Genomic DNA, 19,988 nt, shown 5'->3' with positions numbered 1-19,988 from the left:
CGCGCTTATGCATTCAAGTGTTTACGCCGTACCCCTGTTGGGCTTGCTAGCCCTGCTTTACACGTGGCTGCGTGCGGGCTGGGTAGCCCGCCAGGACGCCGGCGATGAGAAGATGCGCACTATTGCCGGCTACATCGCCGACGGTGCCATTGCCTTCCTGCGGGCCGAGTACAAGGTGCTGGCACTGTTTGCGCTCATCGCCTCGCTCTTTCTGGGCTACCTGGGCTTTACGGGCGAGAAATCGAGCCCCATTATCATCATTGCCTTTATTATCGGGGCGGTGTTTTCGGCCACGGCCGGCTATATCGGCATGAAAATCGCCACCAAGGCCAATGTGCGCACCGCCCAGGCGGCCCGCACCTCGCTCAGCCAGGCGCTCAAAGTGTCGTTTGCCGGCGGCTCGGTTATGGGCATGGGCGTGGCTGGGCTGGCGGTGCTGGGGCTGGGGTCACTATTCATTGTTTTCTACAGGCTATTTGTATTCCACAATGATGGAACGCCAACCCGCCCAGAAGATATGGAGAAGGCGCTTGAAGTGCTCACGGGCTTTTCGCTAGGGGCCGAAAGCATCGCGCTATTTGCCCGCGTGGGCGGCGGCATCTACACCAAGGCGGCCGATGTGGGCGCCGACCTCGTGGGCAAGGTCGAGGCCGGCATTCCGGAAGACGACCCGCGCAACCCCGCCACTATTGCCGACAACGTGGGCGATAACGTGGGCGACGTGGCCGGCATGGGCGCCGACCTGTTTGGCTCCTACGTGGCCACCATCCTGGCCACGATGGTGCTGGGGCGCGAGGTGCACTTGGGCAACCCCGACAATTTCGGGGGCCTCTCGCCCCTGCTGCTGCCGATGGCGGTGGCCGGGCTAGGCATCCTGGCCTCACTGGCGGGCATTCTGGCGGTGCGGGTGCAGGAGGGCGGCAACGTGCAGAGCGCCCTCAACCGGGGCAACAATATCTCCATTATCGTATCGGCCATCTTTTCTTATGGCCTGATAAAGTGGCTGCTGCCGGCCGGCGACCTCACCGTGCGCGGGTTCACCTTCGATGCCAACCACGTGTTCTACGCCGTGCTGGTGGGGCTGGTAGTTGGGTTCTTGATGAGCACGATTACCGAGTATTACACGGCTATGGGCAAGCGCCCGGTGCTCAGCATTGTGCAGCAAAGCAGCACCGGCCACGCCACCACCGTTATCGGGGGGCTAGCCGTGGGCATGGAAAGCACCGTGGCGCCCATTCTGGTGCTGGCGGCCGGCATTGTGCTGAGCTACAAGGCGGCCGGGCTCTACGGCGTGGCCATTGCGGCGGCCGGCATGATGGCCACCACCGCCATGCAGCTGGCCATCGATGCCTTCGGTCCCATTGCCGACAACGCCGGCGGCATTGCCGAAATGAGCGAGCTGCCCAAGGAAGTGCGCGAGCGCACCGACATTCTCGACGCCGTGGGCAACACCACGGCCGCCACCGGCAAGGGCTTTGCCATCGCCTCGGCGGCGCTCACCTCGCTAGCCCTGTTCGCCGCCTTTATGGGCACGGCTCATATCGACGCCATCGACATTTCCAACGCCAACGTGCTGGCGGGCCTGTTTGTAGGCGCCATGATACCGTTTATTTTCTCGGCGCTAGCTATTACGGCGGTGGGGCAGGCAGCCATGGCCATGGTGCAGGAAGTGCGGCGGCAATTCCGCGAGATACCCGGCATTATGGAGGGCACCGGTCGGCCCGAATACGAGAAATGCGTGGCTATCAGCACCGAGGCCGCTATTCGCAAGATGGTGGCGCCCGGCGCTATTGCGCTGCTCACGCCCATTATTATCGGCTTTGCCTTTGGGCCTGAGGTGCTGGGCGGCACCCTGGCGGGCGTCACGGTAAGCGGCGTGCTCATGGCCATGTTCCAGAGCAACGCCGGCGGCGCCTGGGACAACGCCAAAAAGTCGTTTGAGAAGGGCGTGCTGGTGAATGGCAAAATGGAGTTCAAAGGCTCCGACGCCCACAAAGCCAGCGTGACCGGTGACACCGTGGGCGACCCTTTCAAAGACACCAGCGGCCCGAGCATGAACATCCTCATCAAGCTTATGAGCATCGTGTCGCTCGTTATTGCCCCGCACATTGCCCGCGTGGGCACCTCTGCCGCGCGGGCCGAGCACACCACGCACGTCGAGCACAGCCAGCTGGGCGTGCGCTTTGCCCACCGCATTGCCCCTAGCGCCAAAGTAGTGCTGCCAGCTGCCTGGCAGTGGTTCTAGCAACAGATTGGTAGTCAATAAATAAGGCCGGCCGGCTAGCCTTCTGGCCGTGCGCTCCCCCGGGCGTTGGGTTGGCGGCCTTACCTTTGCAGCCCGAAACGGCTACACCGGTCGTTCATCCTTGCATGGGTCAGCCCCTTATCACGCTTCACGACAAGGCTTTCCGGCCTTACCTCTCGGCTTCCGAGATTGCCACGGCCATCGACCAGGTAGCCGTTCGCCTCAATGCCGACTACGTGGGCCGCCGGCCCTTATTCGTAGTGGTGCTCACGGGCGGCTTCATGTTTGCCACCGATTTGCTCAAGCGCTTCGCGGGCGACTGCGAGATTGTCTTCATCCGCGTGGCCTCCTACGAGGGCACGGGCAGCACGGGCCAGGTGCAGGAAATACTCGGCCTGCGCGAAGACGTGCAGGGCCGCGATATCATCCTGGTCGAAGACATTGTGGACACCGGCACTACCCTCAACCACCTGCTGCCCACGCTGCAAGCCAACCACCCGGCTTCCATCGAGATTGCGGCCATGTTCTTCAAGCCCGCCAGCCTGCGCTACCCGCTGGCGCTCAAATACATTGCCCGCGAAATTCCTAACGATTTTGTAGTGGGCTACGGCCTCGACTACGATGGCCTGGGCCGCAACCTGCCCGATGTGTACGTAGCCGTCTAGCACGCGCTCTTCGTAAGTTTCACTTAGTTCCCGCTCCGGCGCCCCCGCCCCAATTCTGTTTTCTATGCATAACATCGTCCTCTTCGGCCCCCCCGGCGCGGGCAAAGGCACGCAAAGCCAGAAGCTCATTGCGAAGTACAACCTCGTACACCTGAGTACCGGCGACCTGCTGCGTGCCCAGATTGCCGAAGGCACCGAGCTTGGCCTGCAAGCCAAAAAGCTGATGGACCAAGGTTTTCTGGTGCCCGATGAAGTAGTTATCGGCATGATTGGCAGCGCTTTGCAATCAAATAAGCAAGCCGCCGGCTTTATCTTCGATGGCTTTCCGCGCACCACCGCCCAGGCCGAGAGCCTCGACCGGCTGCTGGCCGAGCACGGCACCAGCGTGGCCTGCATGATTGCCCTCGAAGTAGGGGAGGAGGAGCTGGTGAAGCGCCTGCTGGAGCGCGGCAAAACCAGTGGCCGCCCCGACGACCAGGACGAAACCAAAATCCGCCGGCGCGTCACGGTCTACAACACCGAAACGGCGCAAGTGGCTGGCTACTACGCTGCCCAAAGCAAGTTTCACTCGCTCAACGGCATTGGCGAGATTGAAGCCATCTTCGCCCAAATCAGCGACCTCATCGACCAGCACAAGCCAGCTGCTGCCGAAGCACCTACCGAAGCTACCCGCGAGGTGAAGGCCTAGCGGCCGCGAGCTGCCAGTTAGGAGTTAAAAGTTGTGAGTTATGAGTTTCGGGCGCTCGGCTCGAAACTCATAACTCATTTACGTTAAGCGCGTCTGGCATCGTTCGGCCAACTCATAACTCATAACTTTTAACTTATAACTCAATACCGTGGCTAACAATAACTTCATCGACTACGTCAAAATTACCTGCCGCTCGGGCAAGGGCGGCGCGGGCTCGCACCACTTCTTCCGGGCCAAAGGCCTGCCCAACGGCGGCCCCGACGGCGGCGACGGCGGCCGCGGCGGCCACATTATCCTCGAAGGCAGCTCGCAGCTCTGGACGCTCTTGCACCTGCAGTACCGCAAGCACCTATTTGCCCAGGACGGCGAGGGCGGTGGCCCCAACCTGCGCAGCGGTGCGCAGGGCGAAGACATTGTGATTCAGGTGCCGCTGGGCACCGTGGCCCGCGACGCCGAAACCGGCGAGGTGAAGCTGGAAATAACCCAGGACGGTGAGCGCCAAATCCTCACGCCCGGCGGGCGCGGCGGGCTGGGCAACGACCACTTCAAAACCTCCACCAATCAGGCGCCGCAGTACGCCCAGCCCGGCGAGCCCGCCATCGAGGAGCAGGTGATTCTGGAGCTGAAGCTACTGGCCGATGTGGGCCTCGTGGGCTTCCCCAACGCGGGCAAGAGCACGCTGCTCTCGGTGGTGAGCGCCGCCAAGCCCAAGATTGCCGACTATGCCTTCACCACCCTCGTGCCCAACCTGGGCGTGGTGGCCTACCGCGACTTCAAGTCGTTTGTGATGGCCGACATTCCCGGCATTATCGAGGGTGCGGCCGAGGGCAAGGGCCTGGGCACGCGCTTCCTGCGCCACATCGAGCGCAACTCCATGCTGCTCTTTATGATAGCCTGCGACAGCCTCGACGTAGCCGCCGAATACCGCATCCTGCTCAACGAGCTGGAGCAGCACAACCCCGAGCTGCTCGACAAAAAGCGCCTGCTAGCCATCACCAAAGCCGACATGCTCGACGACGAACTCGAAGCCGAGCTGCTAGCCTCCCTGCCGGCCGGGATGCCGCCCACCGTCTTCATCTCTAGCCTCACCAGCAAGAACATTCAGAAGCTGAAAGACATGATTTGGGGCGCGCTGCACGAATAATTGACTTGTATTTTTCTCTATGCAGTGACCAGATAGTATGTGGCAAGAAAAAGTGATGAATCCTCAACTCATCAAAAGCCTCTTCAAGGACGATTACCTGTCTCTGGAAAGGATTAAAGTGAGCGACATCCGATTCGTTATTAGGGGTACCTTGATATGCATACTGAATTACGACCTAGAAAATTACCTGACAAGCCCACCAGCTAAATGGGTTGCTAAAGGTTATAATACAGTGCAGATGCAGTTGTCACTTATTCAAGCTACTGTCAGTATAGCAGAGCTTAGCGGTTCAAGTGCAGCGGGTACATTAAGTATCGAATGTGTAGAAGATGGGTTTGATGTTGCTTACGTAAACCACGAGAATGATAACAAGCTAGTGCTACATTGTAGCTGGATTCACGTTGACAAAGTGGAAGGTTACGCACAAAGCATCTGATTGTGACAGAATAAATATTGCGGCTAAACTTGAGGTGCCAACTTGGCAGCCTCGCCAGCTTTGGCAAACTCCTTGCGCCCGCCCCGGTACCCGTATGGGAAAGCCTTTCACTAGCCGATTCCGCCATTTTTTCCAGAAAATGACCGACGATAAAACCATGAATCCCGACGACCAGCCGCTAACCGACAATACCGCCGAGCATACCGCCGGCGAGCAGGATTTTGCCGCCGTGGGCGCTACCCCCGAAGCCGGCGCCAGCGAAGGGGCTAGCCGCACCGAAACCGAGCTGGCCGACCTCAAAGACAAGTACTTGCGCCTGGCTGCCGAGTTTGAGAACTACAAGCGCCGCACCGCCAAGGAGCGCGCCGACCTCTTCAAAACCGCCAACCAGGAGTTGATGGTGGCCTTGCTACCCGTGCTCGATGACTTCGACCGCGCTCGCCAGCACACCCAGGGCACGCAAGACCCGGCCGCACTGCAAAACGCGCTGGATATCACCTACAACAAGCTCAGCAAAACCCTGCAGCAGAAGGGCCTGGCCCCGATGGATACCAAGGGCGGCGCCTTCGATGCCGAGCTGCACGAGGCCATCACCCAGATTCCGGCGCCTAGCGACGAGCTACGCGGCAAGATTGTTGATGAGATTGAAAAAGGCTACTATCTGGGCGACAAGGTTATCCGCCACGCCAAAGTGGTACTAGGGCAATAGCAGCGTCCGTATTAAACCAGAACGGTTGTGCTGAACAAAGTGAAGCATCTTGCCCGGGAGCGTTGGGTAGTGAACCAACGAACCTGCCGAGGTGCTTCCCTTTGTTCAGCATGACGGATTAGATATCACCAAGCAATGGCAACTGTAAAGCGCGATTATTACGAAGTATTAGGGATAGCGAAAAATGCGGAAGGCGACGTCATAAAGTCAGCCTACCGCAAAATGGCTATTAAATATCACCCCGATAAAAACCCCGATGACCCCACGGCCGAGGACAAGTTTAAGGAGGCCGCCGAGGCCTACGAGGTGCTGAGCAACGCCGACAAGCGGGCGCGCTACGACCGCTTTGGCCACCAGGCTAGCGGCGGGGGCGGCGCGGCGCCCAACATGGAAGATATTTTCTCGCAGTTCGGCGATATTTTCGGCGGCGGCGGGGGCTTCGAAGGCTTCTTCGGCGGCGGGCGTGGCCAGGGCCGCCGCGTGAAGAAGGGCTCCAACCTGCGCATCAAGCTGAAGCTTGACCTGGAGGAGGTTGCCAACGGCGTGGAGAAGAAAATCAAGGTGAAGCGCTACGTGGCCTGCCAGCCGTGCAGCGGCACCGGCGCCAAAAACGGCACCGAGCTTAAAACCTGCGCCACCTGCCAGGGCAGCGGCCAAACCAAGCGCGTGGTGAATACGATGCTCGGCCAGATGGTGAGCGCCAGCACCTGCCCCACCTGCCACGGCGAGGGCAAAACTATTTCTACGACCTGCGACGTGTGCAAGGGCGAAGGCCGCCAGCTGAATGAGGAAGTAATTCCGATTAACATTCCGGCCGGCGTAGCCAACGATATGCAGCTGAGCATGAGCGGAAAAGGTAACTTCCCGGAGCGCGGCGGCGTGCCCGGCGACCTGCTCATTCAGATTGAGGAGGAGCCGCACGAATTCCTTAAGCGTGATGGCAACAACATCATGTTTGAGCAGTACATCAGCTTTGTGGACGCCGCGCTGGGGGCTAGCCTGGAGGTGCCGACCATTGAGGGCAAGGTGAAAATAAAGGTGGACCCCGGCACGCAGCCCGGCAAAATCCTGCGCCTGCGCGGCAAGGGTATCAAAGATTTGAACGGCTACGGCCGCGGCGACCAACTCATTCACCTGAATGTGTGGACGCCCAAGAACGTGAGCAACCAGGAGCGCGAGCTGTTGGAAAAGCTGCGCGACTCGGACAATTTTACGCCGCATCCCGGCAAGAATGAGAAAGGCTTCTTTGAGAAAGTAAAAGAGTATTTCCAATAGCAAGCCCCGCTTACCGAAGAGCCCGCCGGATATTTCTGGCGGGCTTTTTTGTGCCCGTACCCAGCGGCCGTTTTGCCGCAGCCGTGGTGAAAACAGCAGCCCGCCTGTAATGCTCCGCCGCCCCTCGCGATAGACCTTCCCGAAACCGCTACCCCAACCATGAGCGCTGCCCCGTCTGCCGATTTTCTGGCTGCCTTGCACGAGTACCAGCCGCTGGTACGGCGCGTGTGCCGGCTCTACTGCCAGGATGCCGACGACCGGCAGGACTTATTCCAGGAAATAGTGGTGCAGCTGTGGCGGGCGTGGCCGCGCTACGTGCCCCAGCCCGATGCCAAGCTCAGCACCTGGCTCTACCGCATTGCCCTGAACGTAGCTATTTCCAACCTGCGCCAGCGCACGCGCCGCCCGGCCGTGGTAGATGTAGAAGGTGAGGCCTGGCACCTGGCCCAGCCCGTGGAGGCTAGCGCCTACGAGCCCGAAGAAACCGCCGCCCTCTACCGCGCCATCGACCGGCTTTCGGACGTGGACAAGGCCTTCGTGCTGCTTTATCTCGAAGACCGGCCTTACGACGAAATGGCCGAAATCCTGGGGATTACTCAAAACAATGTGCGCGTGAAAATGCACCGCGTGCAGGAAAAGCTGCGTCGCCAACTAGTTCATAAATAACAGCTAAGCGCATCAGATTATGGAGCTTGATGATTTGCGCCGCCAGTGGCGGCAGCCCGGGCCAGCGGCGGAGCCGACGGCCCTGAGCACAGGAAAGCTACGTGAGATGCTAGCCCGGCAATCGGGCAGCATTGTGGCGAAGCTGCGGCGCAATGCGCGACTGGAGATGGCGCTCAATTACGCGCTGCTGCCCATTTCGCTGGCGGTGGCCTGGCTGGCGCCGGTGCTGTGGGTGCGCCTGTGGGGCGGGCTGCTGGGGCTGATAGCGCTGGTTTGCATCTTCTACTTTCACCAAAAGCTAGGGCTGTTGCGGCGCATGAGCGACCCGGCCAGCGACCTGCGGGCCCACCTGCTGCGCCTGACTACCGGCCTGCGGGCCCTCATCCGCTTCTACTACCGCCTTACGCTGGCAATGGTGCCGCTGGTGTGCCTGCTGATGGGCATTATGGCCCTCTCCACCACCACCAAGGCGGTTACCGCGTCCAAAGTCTGGCTTATTGCAGCGTTGCTGGCGGTATTATGCGTGGTGCTCTACCTACCTACGGCGCACACTACCAAGCGATATCTGCACTGGCTCTACGGCCAGCACCTCGACCGGCTCGAAAACCAGCTGCGCGAGCTTGATGACGTGCCGGAGGCCTAGCGCCCCGGCATCTCGGGGGCTTTTTTTACCGCTCGGGCGGCCTGTTTTGCGGTTTGGCGCGCGGCGGGTGGCTGGCAATACCGGCCGCGCCTACATTTACGCCACCTTCTACTCTTTCACCTTTTTCGCATGCAACAGTCTACTTCGAGGCCCATTCTGGAGGCCCGCGATGTGCGCAAGCAGTATGCCGCGCACACGGCCCTGAGCGGCGTGAGCCTGGCCGTGCCCGAAGGCAGCATCTTCGGCCTGCTCGGGCCCAACGGCGCGGGCAAAACCTCGCTCATCCGCATCATCACCCAAATAACAGGGGCCGACTCGGGCGAGATTCTGTTCCGGGGCGAGCGGCTGAACCCCAGCCACATCGGCCAGATTGGCTACCTGCCCGAGGAGCGCGGCCTCTACAAAAAGATGAAGGTGGGCGAGCAGTTGCTTTACTTAGCGCAATTGCGCGGCATGCCGCGCGCCGAGGCTGTGCAGCGCATCAAGGGCTGGCTCGAGCGGCTGGATTTAAAGCCCTGGGCCCAGAAAAACGTGGAGGACCTCAGCAAAGGCATGCAGCAAAAGGTGCAGTTTATTGCCACGGTGCTGCACCAGCCCAGCCTGATTATCCTCGACGAGCCGTTTTCGGGCTTCGACCCGATTAATGCTAACCTTATCAAGGACGAGATTTTGCGACTGCGCGACGAAGGCGCGACTATCATTTTCTCGACCCACCGCATGGAGTCGGTAGAGGAAATGTGCGACAGCATTGCCCTCATCAACCGCTCGCGAAAAGTACTCGATGGGCCGGTGTCGCAGATTAAAGACCAGTTTAAAACCAATACCTACGAGGTCGAGGGGCAGGGCCGCCTGCTGGTAGTGCACCCCGATTTTGAGGTGGTGGAGCAGAAAGAGCGCGCCAACGACCACTTCTACGCGCGCATTCAGTTGCACGCGGGTACCACGCCCAATGACCTGCTGCGCTTCCTCATCGGCCAAGTGCAGGTGCAGGCTTTCCGCGAACGCATCCCGAGCATCAACGAGATATTCATTCAGCGGGTGCGCGAAACCATGCCCGAGTCTTTAGTCGAAGAAGTAACCGCTAGCTAGCCCCCGCATCATGGATAAAATCTGGCTCATTCTCCAGCGCGAATACCTGACCCGCGTTCGCAAAAAAAGCTTCCTCGTCATTTCGTTGCTTGCGCCGCTGCTGCTGGGCGGCACCACCATTGCCGTAAGCAAGCTCAACTCGGCCTCGGGCCCTGATGTAGTGGCCGTGCACGACGCTAGCGGTCAACAAGTGGCTAGCCACTTGGTCGATACCGACGAAATTCATTTCGTGCCCGCTGCCCCCGGCTCGCTAACCGAAGCCCGGGCAGCCTTCGAAAAAGCCAAGCCCAAGCAGGCCGCGCTACTCAGCTTCCCGGCCAGCTTTGGGCTCGATAGCACTAAGGGCATTCAGATTCTGGCCAAGGGCAACGTGTCGCTGAAGCGCCGCGAAACTATTCGCAAGGCGGTGAACAAGGCCATTGGGGAGCTAAAAATGGCGCGCTCGGGCCTCAAGCAAGAAACCATCGATAATCTCCAGGCCAAAGTAGACCTAGCCGCCATCAACCTCGATGAAGTGGGCGGCAAGCGCAACGATGTGGGCACTACCACGGCAATGGCCTATTTCCTGTCCATCCTGGTGTATATGTTCATCTTCATTTATGGTGTGCAGGTGATGCGCGGCGTGAGCGAGGAAAAATCGAACCGCATCATGGAAGTCATGATTTCATCGGTGAAGCCGTTTCAGCTCATGATGGGCAAGATTTTGGGCATTGCGGGCGTCGTGCTCACGCAATTTGCGCTGTGGCTGGTGCTCTCGTGGGGCATCACCACCGTCGTAATGCCGATGCTGCTAAAAGCCGATAAGCCGGTGGCTGGCGCAGTCGCCACCCCAACGACGACGACCTCTGGCACCGCTACCGCTAGCCCGGCAGCCCCGGCCAGCAGCCCGGCCGTAGCCACCGCTAGCCCTACTCGCAACGACCAGGCGGCCACCGCGCCGCAGCCGGGCCAGCCGTTCAGCATTTGGAGCGTACTCGAAGGGTTGCCCATTGGCAGCATCATTGGCGGCTTCCTGTTTTATTTCCTGGGTGGGTACCTGCTGTACTCGGCCATGTTTGCGGCCATCGGCTCGGCTGTGGACGACCAGACCGATGCGCAGCAATTCATGTTTCCGGTAACTATCCCGCTCATTTTGAGCTATATCGTGAGTATTAACGTCATCATCAACGGTGACCCCAATGGCCCGCTAGCCTTCTGGCTGTCAATGATTCCGTTTACTTCGCCCATTGCCATGGTCATGCGCCTGCCTTTCGGCGTGCCTACCTGGCAGCTACTGCTGTCGGGCACGTTGCTCATCGCCGGTTTTGTGGGTGTAACGTGGGTGGCGGCCCGCATCTACCGTGTGGGCATCCTTATGTATGGTAAGAAAGTGACCTACGGCGAGCTGTCGAAGTGGATGTTTTATAAGGGCTAGCCCGGTACAAGAAAAAAGAACGTCAGGCACCACAATGTGGAGCATCTTGGCCGCTTCGTTGGTTATTTACCCAACGGCGCGAGCGAATTGCTCCACGTTGTGGCGCCTGACGTTCTTTTGTATGATGCTTATCCGTTTTCCGTACCGGTTCCTGTTGTTGCTTATGTTGCCGCTGCTGGCCTTCGCGCCGGCCGGCGAGCGGCCGGCCTACCGACTTTTCACCGCCCAGGGCCAGCCCGCCGACTACGACCAGATGCTAGTCCAGCTGGCCCAGGCCGACGTGGTGCTCTTTGGTGAGCAGCACAACGACCCCATTGCTCACTGGCTCGAAGTACAGCTGGCCAAAGACTTGGCCCAGGCTAAAGGGCCTGGCAAGCTTGTGCTCGGCCTCGAAATGTTTGAGCGCGATGTGCAGCCGCTAGTGGCCCAGTACGCCGCCGGCACGCTGCCCGACTCGGCCTTCGAGCGCCAGAGCCGGCCCTGGCCCAACTACGCCACCGACTACCGGCCGCTGCTACAGTTTGCCCGCAATCAGCACATTGCGGTGGTGGGTACGAATGCGCCTCGTCGCTACGCCCAGCAGGTGGCACGCGGCTCGCTGGCCGCCCTCGACAAGCTGCCTGCGGCTGATAAGGCTTACCTAGCGCCGCTGCCCCTGGCCGTAGATTATGAATTGCCGGGCTACAAAAACATGGCCGCCATGTTTGGGGGCATGACCTCGGCCCACGGCGGCGGGGCGCGCAATGTTATTCAGGCGCAGGCACTGAAGGATGCCACGATGGCCGCCACCATTCGGCGCAGCCTGGCGCCCGGCCAGCTGGTGCTGCACCTCAACGGCTCGTACCACTCCGACCACCACGATGGCATTGTGGCCTACCTGCGCGCCGGCCAGCCGGCATTGCGCATCCAAACGCTGAGCGTAGTGACACAAGCCCAGCTGCAACAGCTCGATAAAGAGAATGTTAGCCTGGCCGATTACGTCATCGTTGTGCCCGAAGACATGACCAAGACGTATTAAAAGGGCCATCGGGCGCTAGCGCCCGGCAAAGCGGCGCAGCCGCAGCGAGTTGCTGAGTACCGATACCGAGCTAAGCGCCATAGCCCCCGCCGCGAGCATGGGCGATAGCCGAATGCCCCAAATGGGGTACAGCAGCCCCGCCGCGATGGGAATGCCGAGCAGGTTGTAAATGAAGGCAAAAAACAGGTTTTGCCGAATGGTGCGCATGGTTTGGCGCGAGAGGTCGAGGGCCGTGGCCACGCTGCGCAGGTCGGCACGCATGAGCGTAATGCCGGCGGCCTCCATGGCTACATCGGTGCCGGAACCCATGGCTAGGCCCACATCGGCCTGTGCCAGAGCCGGGGCATCGTTGATGCCATCGCCCACCATGGCCACGGTGCGGCCTTCGGCCTGCAATTGCTTTACTTGCTGCGCCTTGTCCTGGGGCAATACGTCGGAGAAATAGCGCTTGATACCCACCTGCCCGGCCACCTGGGCGGCAGTTTGGGCGTTGTCGCCGGTCATCATCACCACTTCCAGTCCTAGCCGCTGCAGCTGGGCAACGGCGGCCGCTGAGGTAGCGCGCACCGTGTCGGCCACCCCTAGCAGGCCGGCAGCCTGGCCCGCCACCGCCACATAGAGCACGGTTTTGGCCTGCGCTAGCAGCGCCTCGGCTTGCGTAGCTAGCTCAGGCGGCAAACTGATAGTATGGGCCGCCAGCAAACCGCGATTGCCGACCAGTAGTATCTCGCCTCCTACAGTAGCTGCTGCACCCTGGCCAGCCAGCGCCCGAAAATCGCTCACTGTCAGTGGCTTAATTGGCTGGCTAGCCTCGGCGTAGCGCACCACGGCCGCTGCCAGCGGGTGTTCGGAAAGCCGCTCTACGGCTGCCACCAGGGGCAATAATTGCGCCGCGGAATACCCCGGAAAAGCGATGAAATCTGTCACGGCCGGTTCGCCCTGCGTGATGGTGCCCGTTTTGTCAAGCAGCACGGTATCAACCTGGTAGGCTTTTTCCAGGGCCTCGGCGTTGCGAATAAGCACGCCGTGCTCGGCACCCTTGCCCGTGCCCACCATAATGGCCGTGGGGGTGGCTAGCCCCAATGCGCATGGGCAGGCAATAATGAGCACCGCCACAAAGCTGACTAGCGCCAGCGGCAGCCGCGACTCGGTCGGCGAGAAGCTGAACCACAGCACAAACGTGAGCAGCGCCACGCCCACCACGGCGGGCACAAACACGGCGCTCACCCGGTCGGCCAGCCGCTGAATGGGGGCGCGGCTGCCCTGGGCGTCTTCCACCAGCTGCACAATCTGGGCCAGCAGCGTATCGGCGCCCACCTTCTGCACGCGGAAGCGGAAGGCGCCGGTTTTGTTGATGGTCGCGCCAAAAACCGGGTCGCCGGGGTGCTTGTCTACAGGCAGGCTTTCGCCGGTAAGCATGGCCTCATCCACGGCCGAGTGGCCGGTTTCGACGGTGCCATCGGTGGCGATTTTTTCGCCGGGGCGCACGGCCACCAAGTCGCCGGGCCGCACTTGTTCAATGGGCACATCCAGCTCCTGGCCGTCGGGCCGCACCACGCGGGCGGTGCGCGCCTGCAGGCCCAGCAGCGCGCGCATGGCTGCCGAGGTCTGCGTTTTAGCTCTCATCTCCAGTACCTTGCCTAGCAGAATGAGCGCGATAATCGTGGCCGTGGTATCGTAGTAAACTTCGGGCGGCACGCCGTGGCGGGCAAAGTAGCCGGGCACCACCGTGGCCGCCAGGCTATACAAAAACGCGGCGCCGGTGCCCAGCGCAATCAGGGTGTCCATGCTGGCCGAGCGGTGGCGCAGGCCATTCCAGGCCGAGGCGTAAAATTCGCGCCCGCTGTATAGCAGCACCGGCAGCGTAAGCGCCAGTAGCCCGTAGTTGAGCCACTGCGCATTCAAGCGCATCATCAGGGTAGGCCATAGCATGCTCATGCTCAAGAGCATAATGATGGCCGCTAGCCCGGCCGCCACGCCAAAGCGCCGTTTCAGCGCCTGGTAGGCCGCGGCTTTCTGGCGGTCGGTTTCGGCCTGGCGGTCGGCGGCGGTGGTGTCGGGCAGGCGCTCGGCCACGGCGTAGCCGGCGTTTTCGACGGCGGCGCGCAGCGCGGCCGGGCTAGCCTGGGCCGGGGCGTAGGTAATGGTGGCTTTTTCGGTGGCGTAGTTAACCAGGGCGCTCTCCACGCCGGGCGTGCGGCGCAGCGATTTTTCCACCGCCGCGGCACAGGCCGCGCAGCTCATACCCTCAATGTCGAGCGTCGTGGTTTCGGAGGAAGGAGACATAATAACAGGTTATAAATCAACGCGGTGCTTATTGATAAAAGGCGTGCTCATTGCTAGGATAGCTCCTGCAAAATAACGGGCAAAGGCAGCCCGCGCAGGTACGGAATCCGGCGGCATACTTGCATAATTTGCCCCTGGCCAGGCCGCTCAGATATCCCTAATTACGCAAGTGTAAAGCCGAATTTTAGCGTGAAAAGGAAGCAAATCTGCTCGAATTTTGTAATAGAAAAGGGCGAGAGCTGCCGCTGGCGACGCCCTTACTCATCTACTCGCCAAAAACCCGATTATGTCACCCCTTCGCTTTAAAACCACCATCAACTGCGGCGGCTGCATCAAAGCCGTTACGCCCACGCTCAACAAGGAAGTAGGTCCCGATAACTGGCAGGTCGACACGGCTAATCCCGATAAAATTCTGACCGTTACCTCGGGCCAGGTTTCGGTGGCGCAGGTGCTGGCCGCCGTGGAGCAGGCCGGCTTCGAGATTACGCCGCTCAACTAAGCGCCCGGGAAGCGCATCCGCACTAAAAAAGCCCGGCTAGCCGGGCTTTTTTAGTGTCTGGGCAGTAGTGCTTTACCAACTTAGTCTTCCGAGTCGTCGCGCTTCACTTTTTGGAGCGCGGTGGCCAGCTCCTGGCGCAGCTGCTTGCCCGAGTCGGCGGCGGGCTGCTCGCCTATGTTATACTGCTTTTGCAAGCGCTCCCACTCTTCGATGGGAATAAAAACCCCGGTGATATTGCCCTTGGCGTCGGATAAGTACTTGATGTCCATGGCTGAGCGTGGCAATAAGTGGGAGAAAGCCGGGGCTAGGGCTAGGCCGAAAACGACGAGCCGCAGCCGCAGGTGCTCTTGGCCTGGGGGTTGTTGAAGGTGAAACCGCGGGCGTTGAGGCCATCCTGAAAATCGACTTCCATGCCCAGCACGTACATGGCGTGCTTTTTATCCATGATGAGCTGCACGCCGTCGAGGTCGTACACTTCATCCTGGTCCTTGGCCTTGTCGAAGCCCAGCAGGTAGCTCATGCCCGAGCAGCCGCCGCCCTGCACGCCAATGCGCAGGCCGTAGTCGGCGGGCACATTTTTTTCCTGAATGATATTTTTAACCTCCACCAGCGCCCGGGCCGTGAGGCCGATGGGCGGGGCTTGCGTGGTAGTAGCCATACTAGGGTTAAGTTTAGAATGAATGTAGATAAGGCAAATATACGCCGGCCCACGGGTGGGCCGCGCTTCTAAACAGGGTAGGGCAGGCGGCGGTTCACGGTGTAAGTTTGCGGCAGTTCTAAATAATGCTTCGGCGGGCACTTAGCGGCCCGCGCCAGCCCTTTCTAGTTAATGGATACTACCACTTATCTCTTCGACCTGCTTAAGACCATCTTGCCCGCCATTATCGTGGCGGGAGCCATCTTTTTTCTGTTTCGCCAATACCTGGAGAAGGAGCAGCAGCGCCGCCTCATCGAGCTGCGGCTCGATAGCAGCAAAACCACGCTGCCGCTGCGCCTGCAGGCCTACGAGCGCGTAACGCTGCTGCTCGAGCGCATCTCGCCCAGCAACCTGCTGGTGCGCCTGAGCAGCGCCGGCCAAAACGCGGCCGAGTACCACCGCCTGCTGCAGCAGGAAATCAGGGGCGAGTTTGAGCACAATTTTTCGCAGCAGCTCTACATGAGCCCCGAGGCCTGGGCCCAAGTAAAACAGGCTAAGGAAGATGTGCTCACGATGGTGAACCGCGCCTTTCACGGCCTGCAAAACCCTACCCAGCTGCGCGGCACCGAGCTGGCCAAGCGCATTCTGGAAGGCCTGATGACCGACGCGGCCGACCCCACCGCCCAGGCCCTGGCCGTGGTGAAGCGCGAGGCGGCGGGGCTTTTTTAGGCACTGCCAGCAAACCAGGGGCTAGCCAAGTAGTTGATAGTTGCGATGATGACCAAACAACGCATTGCCGTGGATATGGACGAGGTAATGGCCAATGCCATTGCCCGGTTTCAGGAGTGGTACGGCCGCGATTTTCAACTGGAGCTAACCCTGGAGGCACTGCGCGGCAAGCACCCGCACGAGGTGGTAGCTCCCGAGCACCAGCCCGCATTACGGGCCTACCCCAACGCCGAAGGTTTTTTCCGCGACTTGCCAGTAATAGCAGATAGCCAGCGCGTTATTGAAGAGCTGGCCCGGAAATACGACGTATTTATTGCCACCGCCGCCATGGAGTTTCCCAATTCCTTCCTCGACAAATACCAGTGGCTACAGCGGCATTTTCCGTTTATTCACTGGCGCAACTTCGTGTTTTGCGGCGATAAAAGTATTCTCAACGTCGATTATCTCATCGACGACAATGCCTATAATTTTGACGGCCTGCGGGGCGAAGGGCTATTATTCGACGCGCCGCACAATGCGCTCGAAACCCGCTACCGCCGCGTGCGCGGCTGGCAGGAAGTGGCGGATATTTTATTATAACTAATAACTTGTAAAACAAAACGGTCGTCATGCTGAGCTTGCCGAAGCATCTTGGTCGCATCACCCAACGGTGCGACCAAGATGCTTCGGCAAGCTCAGCATGACGACCGTTTTTCAGGCGTATTATGTAGCCTAGCGGGGTTGCAGCGCGGCTAGGGCCGCGCGCTCGTAGCACTGCTCGTAGAGCGGCACAATGTTGGCAACGGCAAACTCCTCGGCGCGGGCGCGGGCGGCGGCTTTAAAGCGGGGCAGGTTTGCATCATCAAGCACGTAGAGGGCGTTTTTGACCATGTCCTCCACGTCGCCGATGTTGCTGAGCATGCCGGTTACGTTGTGCACATTCAGCTCGGGAATACCGCCGGCGTTGGTGCTCACCACGGGTACTTCGCAGGCCATTGCCTCCAGGGCAGCGAGGCCAAAGCTCTCATTCTCAGAAGGCATCAGGAAAAGGTCACCCACGCTGAGGACTTCTTCCACGGCTTCGAGCTTGCCTAGAAAGCGCACATCGCGCTGGCAGTCGAGGTCGCGGGCCAGCTTCTCCATGCGCGAGCGGTCGGGGCCATCGCCCACGAGTAGCAGCTTGGCCGGAATGTGCTGGCGCACCCCGCAAAAAATACGCAGCACATCCTCAACCCGCTTCACAGTGCGGAAATTACTGGTGTGGATGAGCAGCTTCTCGCCTTCGGGCGCAATGGCGGCCCGGAAGTGGTTCTTTTCCTGCTTCTTAAAGCGGTTGAGGTCGATGAAGTTGGGAATTACTTCAATCTTGTGCTCGACCGGGAAATACTCATAGGTTTCGCGGCGCAGGTCGGCCGAAACGGCCGTGACGCCGTCGCTCTCGTTGATGCTGAACGTCACCACCGGCTCGTAGCTGGCATCCTTGCCCACTAGGGTAATATCAGTGCCGTGCAGCGTTGTTACCACGGGCGCCGTGATGCCCCGCGAGCGCAGAATCTGCTTGGCCAGGTAGGCCGCCGAGGCGTGCGGAATGGCGTAGTGCACGTGCAGCACGTCGAGCTTCTCATTTTGCACGATATCCACCATCTTGCTGGCCAGGGCCGACTCGTAGGGCGGAAACTGGAAAAGCGGGTAGGTGGGCACATACACCTCGTGGTAGAAGACGTTCTCGTTGAAGAAATCGAGCCGCACCGGCTGGCTGTACGTGATGAAATGGACTTTGTGGCCGCGCTGGGCCAGGGCTTTGCCCAACTCGGTGGCTACCACGCCGGAGCCGCCAAACGTGGGATAACAGACGATGCCGATATTCATTAAGGAAAGATAGAGGAGGCGAGGGGCTAACCGGAATCGGCGGCGGAGGTTTGGCCGCAACCTCGGCCCGGCTACTGCCGACTTTGCGCCGGCGCCCGGCAATAAGGACGCGCTAGGCCGGCGGCGGGCTGCCGCGTAGCTTTGAGTTGCTATTTATTCTTGATTTCTTAATGAGGCATTTCTTACTGGCCGCCGGCTTGCTGGCCGGGCTGGCGGCTCCGGCGCAGGCCCAACCCACGCGCGCTAACTCGCCCAAGGCCCGGTTGGCGGGCTCGGCGCCGCTGGCCGCGCTGTTTACCAACTACTGGGAAGAGCAGGCGCGGCTATACCCGCTGCAGGCCACCAGCCAGGGCGATAACCGCTACAACGACCAGCTGCCCAACTCGGGCACCCGCGATTTTCGCCAGCAGCAGCGCCGCCTGTATGAGCGCTACCGCGACCAGCTAGCCCGCCTCGACCGCAGCAAGCTGACGCCCGCCGACCAGACGAGCTACGACGTATTTCAGTACGAGATGACGAGCCGGCTGGCCAGCCTCGCCCAGCCTACCTGGACGATGCCCTTCACGCAGTTCAGCGGCCTGCCCCTGGAGCTGGCGCAGCTAGGGGCCGGCACCGGCGCGCAGCCCTTCAAAACGGTGCCGGACTACGACAACTGGCTGGCCCGCGTGCGGCAGTTTCCGGTGTGGGCCGATACGGCCGTGGCCGATTTTCGGCACGGTATGCGCACCGGCGTGGTGCTGCCCAAGGTATTGGTGCAAAAAATGATACCGCAGCTGGAGGCGCTGGCCGTGGCCGACCCTAGCCAGAGCGTATTCTACGGGCCCATCAAGCAGCTGCCGGCCACGTTTTCGGCTGCCGACAAACAGCGCCTGACGGCCGCGTATGAGCAGGCTATCCGCACCCAACTCGTGCCCACTTACCAGCGGCTGGCAACGTTTTTGAAGAACGACTACCTGCCGGCGGCCCGCACCAGCACCGGCATTGCGGCCGTGCCGGGGGGCGCCGATATGTACACCACCGCCGTGGCGTACTGGACCACGACCACCCGCACGCCGGAAGAAATTTACCAGACCGGCCAAGCCGAAGTAGCCCGCATCAGGGGCGAGATGGAGAAAGTGCGCCAGCAGCTAGGCTACCAGGGCGACCTGAAAGAGCTACTGGCTTCGCTGAGTACTGACCCCAAATTCCGGCCCTATAAAACGCCGGAGGACGTGCTCAACGGCTTCCGCGCCATTCAGGGGCGGGTGGCGCCGGGGCTGCCGCGCCTGTTTGGGCGCATGCCCAAAACGGCGTTTGAGATTCGGCAAACGGAGGCGTTTCGCGCTGCCTCGGCCAGCGCGCAGTACAACCGGGGCGCGGCCGATGGCTCGCGGCCGGGCATTTTCTACGTGCCCATCCTGGATGCTACCAAGTTTAAGACGCCGGGCATGGAATCGCTGTTTTTGCACGAGGCCATTCCGGGCCACCACTTCCAGGTGTCGTTGCAGCAGGAAAACACCAACCTGCCCAAGTTTCAACGGTTTGCCTTTTACTCGGCTTTCAGCGAGGGCTGGGCGCTCTATACCGAAAGCCTGGGCAAGGAGCTGGGCATGTACACCGACCCCTACCAATACCTGGGCGCGCTGAGCGCTGAAATGCACCGCGCCATCCGCTTGGTGGTCGATGTAGGTATGCACGCCAAGGGCCTCACCCGCGAGCAAGCTATCGACTACATGCTAGCCAACGAAGCCACGACCGAACAGGGTGCCACTTCTGAGATAGAGCGCTACATGGCCTGGCCCGGCCAGGCGCTGGCCTACAAAACCGGCCAGCTCAAAATAAGAGAATTGCGCACCCGCTACGAAAAGCAGCTAGGGCCGAAGTTCTCGCTCAAGGCCTTCCACGACGAACTATTGCTGGATGGGGCCATGCCGCTGGCCGTGCTGGAGCGGCGCATGGATGCCTGGGCGGCCCGGCAGAAATAAAAAATACAGAAACGGCCGTCATGCTGAGCTTGC

20 protein-coding genes are annotated in these 19,988 nt (G+C 60.6%); 16 read left to right on the top strand and 4 right to left on the bottom strand.

Annotated features, from left to right (window positions below):
* Positions 1-7: 7 nt before the first annotated feature.
* The 12 genes from Q5H89_RS03350 to Q5H89_RS03300 all read left to right on the top strand — a co-directional run bounded on the left by Q5H89_RS03350 (position 8) and on the right by Q5H89_RS03300 (position 11,992).
* Positions 8-2,245, top strand: a complete 2,238-nt coding sequence (locus Q5H89_RS03350; protein ID WP_305017877.1) for a sodium-translocating pyrophosphatase — start codon at positions 8-10, stop codon at positions 2,243-2,245.
* Between the two features lie 125 nt (positions 2,246-2,370).
* Positions 2,371-2,910: a phosphoribosyltransferase gene (locus Q5H89_RS03345; protein WP_305017876.1), complete on the top strand. Its 540-nt coding sequence runs from the start codon at positions 2,371-2,373 to the stop codon at positions 2,908-2,910.
* A 64-nt stretch (positions 2,911-2,974) separates the two neighbouring features.
* Complete coding sequence (locus Q5H89_RS03340; RefSeq protein ID WP_305017875.1) at positions 2,975-3,598, top strand: adenylate kinase; 624 nt, start codon at positions 2,975-2,977, stop codon at positions 3,596-3,598.
* Positions 3,599-3,746: 148 nt separating this feature from the next.
* Positions 3,747-4,742, top strand: a complete 996-nt coding sequence (gene obgE / locus Q5H89_RS03335; protein ID WP_305017874.1) for a GTPase ObgE — start codon at positions 3,747-3,749, stop codon at positions 4,740-4,742.
* 37 nt (positions 4,743-4,779) lie between these two features.
* Positions 4,780-5,178: an Imm50 family immunity protein gene (locus tag Q5H89_RS23220; RefSeq protein ID WP_369810634.1), complete on the top strand. Its 399-nt coding sequence runs from the start codon at positions 4,780-4,782 to the stop codon at positions 5,176-5,178.
* A gap of 139 nt (positions 5,179-5,317) precedes the next feature.
* Complete coding sequence (locus Q5H89_RS03330) at positions 5,318-5,887, top strand: nucleotide exchange factor GrpE (protein WP_305017873.1); 570 nt, start codon at positions 5,318-5,320, stop codon at positions 5,885-5,887.
* 135 nt (positions 5,888-6,022) lie between these two features.
* On the top strand, positions 6,023-7,162 hold the full coding sequence (dnaJ, locus tag Q5H89_RS03325; RefSeq protein ID WP_305017872.1) for a molecular chaperone DnaJ: 1,140 nt from the start codon (positions 6,023-6,025) through the stop codon (positions 7,160-7,162).
* Between the two features lie 159 nt (positions 7,163-7,321).
* A complete protein-coding gene (locus tag Q5H89_RS03320) occupies positions 7,322-7,828 on the top strand; it encodes an RNA polymerase sigma factor (RefSeq protein WP_305017871.1) in 507 nt (168 codons plus the stop codon).
* 19 nt (positions 7,829-7,847) lie between these two features.
* Entirely contained in the window at positions 7,848-8,471 is a 624-nt protein-coding gene (locus Q5H89_RS03315) for a hypothetical protein (RefSeq protein ID WP_305017869.1), read from the top strand.
* 129 nt (positions 8,472-8,600) lie between these two features.
* Positions 8,601-9,560: an ABC transporter ATP-binding protein gene (locus Q5H89_RS03310; RefSeq protein ID WP_305017868.1), complete on the top strand. Its 960-nt coding sequence runs from the start codon at positions 8,601-8,603 to the stop codon at positions 9,558-9,560.
* Positions 9,561-9,570: 10 nt separating this feature from the next.
* Complete coding sequence (locus Q5H89_RS03305; protein WP_305017867.1) at positions 9,571-10,974, top strand: ABC transporter permease; 1,404 nt, start codon at positions 9,571-9,573, stop codon at positions 10,972-10,974.
* 121 nt (positions 10,975-11,095) lie between these two features.
* Entirely contained in the window at positions 11,096-11,992 is an 897-nt protein-coding gene (locus Q5H89_RS03300) for a ChaN family lipoprotein (RefSeq protein WP_305017866.1), read from the top strand.
* A gap of 15 nt (positions 11,993-12,007) precedes the next feature.
* Here the strand turns inward: Q5H89_RS03300 and Q5H89_RS03295 are convergent, their stop codons facing one another.
* Positions 12,008-14,278: a heavy metal translocating P-type ATPase gene (locus Q5H89_RS03295; protein WP_305017865.1), complete on the bottom strand. Its 2,271-nt coding sequence runs from the start codon at positions 14,276-14,278 to the stop codon at positions 12,008-12,010.
* 286 nt (positions 14,279-14,564) lie between these two features.
* Here Q5H89_RS03295 and Q5H89_RS03290 point away from each other — a divergent pair, with 286 nt between their 5' ends.
* On the top strand, positions 14,565-14,777 hold the full coding sequence (locus Q5H89_RS03290; RefSeq protein WP_305017864.1) for a heavy-metal-associated domain-containing protein: 213 nt from the start codon (positions 14,565-14,567) through the stop codon (positions 14,775-14,777).
* 80 nt (positions 14,778-14,857) lie between these two features.
* Here the strand turns inward: Q5H89_RS03290 and Q5H89_RS03285 are convergent, their stop codons facing one another.
* Positions 14,858-15,061 carry a hypothetical protein gene (locus Q5H89_RS03285; RefSeq protein ID WP_305017863.1) on the bottom strand — a complete coding sequence of 68 codons (204 nt, stop codon included), beginning with the start codon at positions 15,059-15,061 and terminating at the stop codon, positions 14,858-14,860.
* 26 nt (positions 15,062-15,087) lie between these two features.
* Positions 15,088-15,435, bottom strand: a complete 348-nt coding sequence (locus Q5H89_RS03280) for a HesB/IscA family protein (protein WP_305017862.1) — start codon at positions 15,433-15,435, stop codon at positions 15,088-15,090.
* A gap of 171 nt (positions 15,436-15,606) precedes the next feature.
* Between Q5H89_RS03280 and Q5H89_RS03275 the strand changes: the two genes are divergently transcribed.
* Together Q5H89_RS03275 and Q5H89_RS03270 are read left to right on the top strand one after the other, a co-directional pair.
* The gene (locus tag Q5H89_RS03275; RefSeq protein ID WP_305017861.1) at positions 15,607-16,143 is read left to right on the top strand and encodes a DUF7935 family protein; all 537 of its coding nucleotides are present in this window, start codon (positions 15,607-15,609) and stop codon (positions 16,141-16,143) included.
* A 48-nt stretch (positions 16,144-16,191) separates the two neighbouring features.
* Positions 16,192-16,722, top strand: a complete 531-nt coding sequence (locus Q5H89_RS03270) for a 5' nucleotidase, NT5C type (RefSeq protein WP_305017860.1) — start codon at positions 16,192-16,194, stop codon at positions 16,720-16,722.
* A gap of 132 nt (positions 16,723-16,854) precedes the next feature.
* On the opposite strand, the gene bshA is transcribed toward Q5H89_RS03270, so the two are convergent.
* On the bottom strand, positions 16,855-17,991 hold the full coding sequence (bshA, locus tag Q5H89_RS03265; RefSeq protein WP_305017859.1) for an N-acetyl-alpha-D-glucosaminyl L-malate synthase BshA: 1,137 nt from the start codon (positions 17,989-17,991) through the stop codon (positions 16,855-16,857).
* 170 nt (positions 17,992-18,161) lie between these two features.
* On the opposite strand from bshA, the gene Q5H89_RS03260 reads away from it, so the two are divergent.
* Positions 18,162-19,955, top strand: a complete 1,794-nt coding sequence (locus Q5H89_RS03260) for a DUF885 domain-containing protein (RefSeq protein WP_305017858.1) — start codon at positions 18,162-18,164, stop codon at positions 19,953-19,955.
* Positions 19,956-19,988 lie beyond the last annotated feature (33 nt).

The organism is Hymenobacter cheonanensis, from assembly GCF_030581075.1.
Taxonomy (GTDB): domain Bacteria; phylum Bacteroidota; class Bacteroidia; order Cytophagales; family Hymenobacteraceae; genus Hymenobacter.
This window is presented reverse-complemented; position numbering and strand designations above follow the sequence as displayed.

Coding starts and splice junctions, on each gene's coding strand:
- Q5H89_RS03350 (WP_305017877.1), top strand. CDS start 8: ATGCATTCAAGTGTTTACGCCGTACCCCTGTTGGGCTTGCTAGCCCTG.
- Q5H89_RS03270 (WP_305017860.1), top strand. CDS start 16,192: ATGACCAAACAACGCATTGCCGTGGATATGGACGAGGTAATGGCCAAT.
- Q5H89_RS03315 (WP_305017869.1), top strand. CDS start 7,848: ATGGAGCTTGATGATTTGCGCCGCCAGTGGCGGCAGCCCGGGCCAGCG.
- Q5H89_RS03300 (WP_305017866.1), top strand. CDS start 11,096: ATGATGCTTATCCGTTTTCCGTACCGGTTCCTGTTGTTGCTTATGTTG.
- Q5H89_RS03330 (WP_305017873.1), top strand. CDS start 5,318: ATGACCGACGATAAAACCATGAATCCCGACGACCAGCCGCTAACCGAC.
- Q5H89_RS03280 (WP_305017862.1), bottom strand. CDS start 15,435: ATGGCTACTACCACGCAAGCCCCGCCCATCGGCCTCACGGCCCGGGCG.
- bshA (WP_305017859.1), bottom strand. CDS start 17,991: ATGAATATCGGCATCGTCTGTTATCCCACGTTTGGCGGCTCCGGCGTG.
- dnaJ (WP_305017872.1), top strand. CDS start 6,023: ATGGCAACTGTAAAGCGCGATTATTACGAAGTATTAGGGATAGCGAAA.
- Q5H89_RS03310 (WP_305017868.1), top strand. CDS start 8,601: ATGCAACAGTCTACTTCGAGGCCCATTCTGGAGGCCCGCGATGTGCGC.
- Q5H89_RS03305 (WP_305017867.1), top strand. CDS start 9,571: ATGGATAAAATCTGGCTCATTCTCCAGCGCGAATACCTGACCCGCGTT.
- Q5H89_RS03260 (WP_305017858.1), top strand. CDS start 18,162: ATGAGGCATTTCTTACTGGCCGCCGGCTTGCTGGCCGGGCTGGCGGCT.
- Q5H89_RS03275 (WP_305017861.1), top strand. CDS start 15,607: ATGGATACTACCACTTATCTCTTCGACCTGCTTAAGACCATCTTGCCC.
- Q5H89_RS03295 (WP_305017865.1), bottom strand. CDS start 14,278: ATGTCTCCTTCCTCCGAAACCACGACGCTCGACATTGAGGGTATGAGC.
- Q5H89_RS03345 (WP_305017876.1), top strand. CDS start 2,371: ATGGGTCAGCCCCTTATCACGCTTCACGACAAGGCTTTCCGGCCTTAC.
- Q5H89_RS03320 (WP_305017871.1), top strand. CDS start 7,322: ATGAGCGCTGCCCCGTCTGCCGATTTTCTGGCTGCCTTGCACGAGTAC.
- Q5H89_RS23220 (WP_369810634.1), top strand. CDS start 4,780: ATGTGGCAAGAAAAAGTGATGAATCCTCAACTCATCAAAAGCCTCTTC.
- Q5H89_RS03340 (WP_305017875.1), top strand. CDS start 2,975: ATGCATAACATCGTCCTCTTCGGCCCCCCCGGCGCGGGCAAAGGCACG.
- Q5H89_RS03290 (WP_305017864.1), top strand. CDS start 14,565: ATGTCACCCCTTCGCTTTAAAACCACCATCAACTGCGGCGGCTGCATC.